This is a genomic window from Paenibacillus sp. IHBB 3054, from assembly GCF_051594305.1.
Lineage (GTDB): Bacteria > Bacillota > Bacilli > Paenibacillales > Paenibacillaceae > Paenibacillus_AQ.
The window spans coordinates 1-1,272 of sequence record NZ_JBOFBG010000113.1 but is presented as its reverse complement, the minus strand read 5'-3'; the positions used below and the strand labels follow the sequence as shown (position 1 = coordinate 1,272).

At 37.4% G+C, this 1,272-nt stretch carries 1 protein-coding gene; it reads right to left on the bottom strand.

Features of this window, described 5'->3' with window-relative positions; genetic code table 11:
- Positions 1-543: 543 nt before the first annotated feature.
- Positions 544-1,227 carry a DNA-methyltransferase gene (locus tag ACQ76X_RS35910; protein ID WP_438498665.1) on the bottom strand — a complete coding sequence of 228 codons (684 nt, stop codon included), beginning with the start codon at positions 1,225-1,227 and terminating at the stop codon, positions 544-546.
- Between the last annotated feature and the right edge of the window lie 45 nt (positions 1,228-1,272).

The window sequence follows — 1,272 nt, the reverse complement described above, 5'->3', positions numbered from 1 at the left end:
TTTTTTGATAAAAATATTAGATTGCAATTCCTATTAAGCACCATTTAAATCTATGTATATTTGATCATCGAATTATCCTTTCATATAGAAGTTTCTAAATCTCTTAAATACGAATCGATTTATTATAGCTAATCATTTATGCAAAATTTGTCGAACTATGTTATAAATTAATATAAATTTTCATTGAATAATAAACATTTAGTTGGTAATTAAGTAATATTTATTGTTACTCACTCAGAATGTCGAATGCTAAGAAAAACCACATGGAGTATGTGACTCACATGTGGTTAACATTACATTATTTACTGAAGCAGATTTCCTATTCGCACCCTACACTTCCTTTTGGGAAGGATAGAAACGCTGCATGTGGTTCATACCTATACTAGAGAGAACTGTAACGACAACTCGTTGTCGTCACTGATAAGCATATCCATAAACCGACACGTACGTTCCAACAACATCATTATTATTTAAATACGGGGACCTTATTTAATAATTCCAATGCGATTAAATCGTGGTATGAATGTTCGTAAAAAGTATGTCTTATGTAGATTCACTATTCAATCGCTTTATCGAGACCTGAGCCCAGCCTGGATCAATTTCAAATGCATCCCATTTGCGGTTTAAGTTCTCTGCAGCCTCTGGAACCACACCGCTTCCAGCGAATAAATCGACTACATACTCATTCTCCTCGGTACTGTTCTCGATGATCCGTTTCATTAAGTCTATAGGCTTTTCTGTAGGATGTATGGTCTGATTCCCGGGTATCCGTGGGATTTGCCATACATCCGTTTGATTCCGTGAGCGTATCCGTCTGACTTTCTTCTTGCCCTTCACGGCCATAATAATAAATTCATGTTGATACCGGTATTGCCACCCCATGCCCATGTTTTTCTTATCCCATACGATGCAATTCTTAATGGTGAACCCGGTAATCTTAAGCCATCGGGCCATGTCCGGGTAGGTGCGCCAATCGATAAAGATGTACACATGACTTCCCGGTTTCAGGATTCGATAGGCTTGCTTCAGCCAAGCGAGGCAAAATCTGCGGTAGTCGGGAAACGATAGGTTATCATTTGCGAAAATCTGAAAACGAGGTTTTTTATTTTTAGTATAATTTGTTCCTCCGAATTTCAAATTATACGGTGGATCGGCGATCACTAAATCTACGGTTTCATCTGCAATTACTTTTTGAGCACCTTCTATACAACTATCCAAATATAACATTTTAAGTCCTCCCATTGGTGTATTTGGTTCCAATGGTTATATACG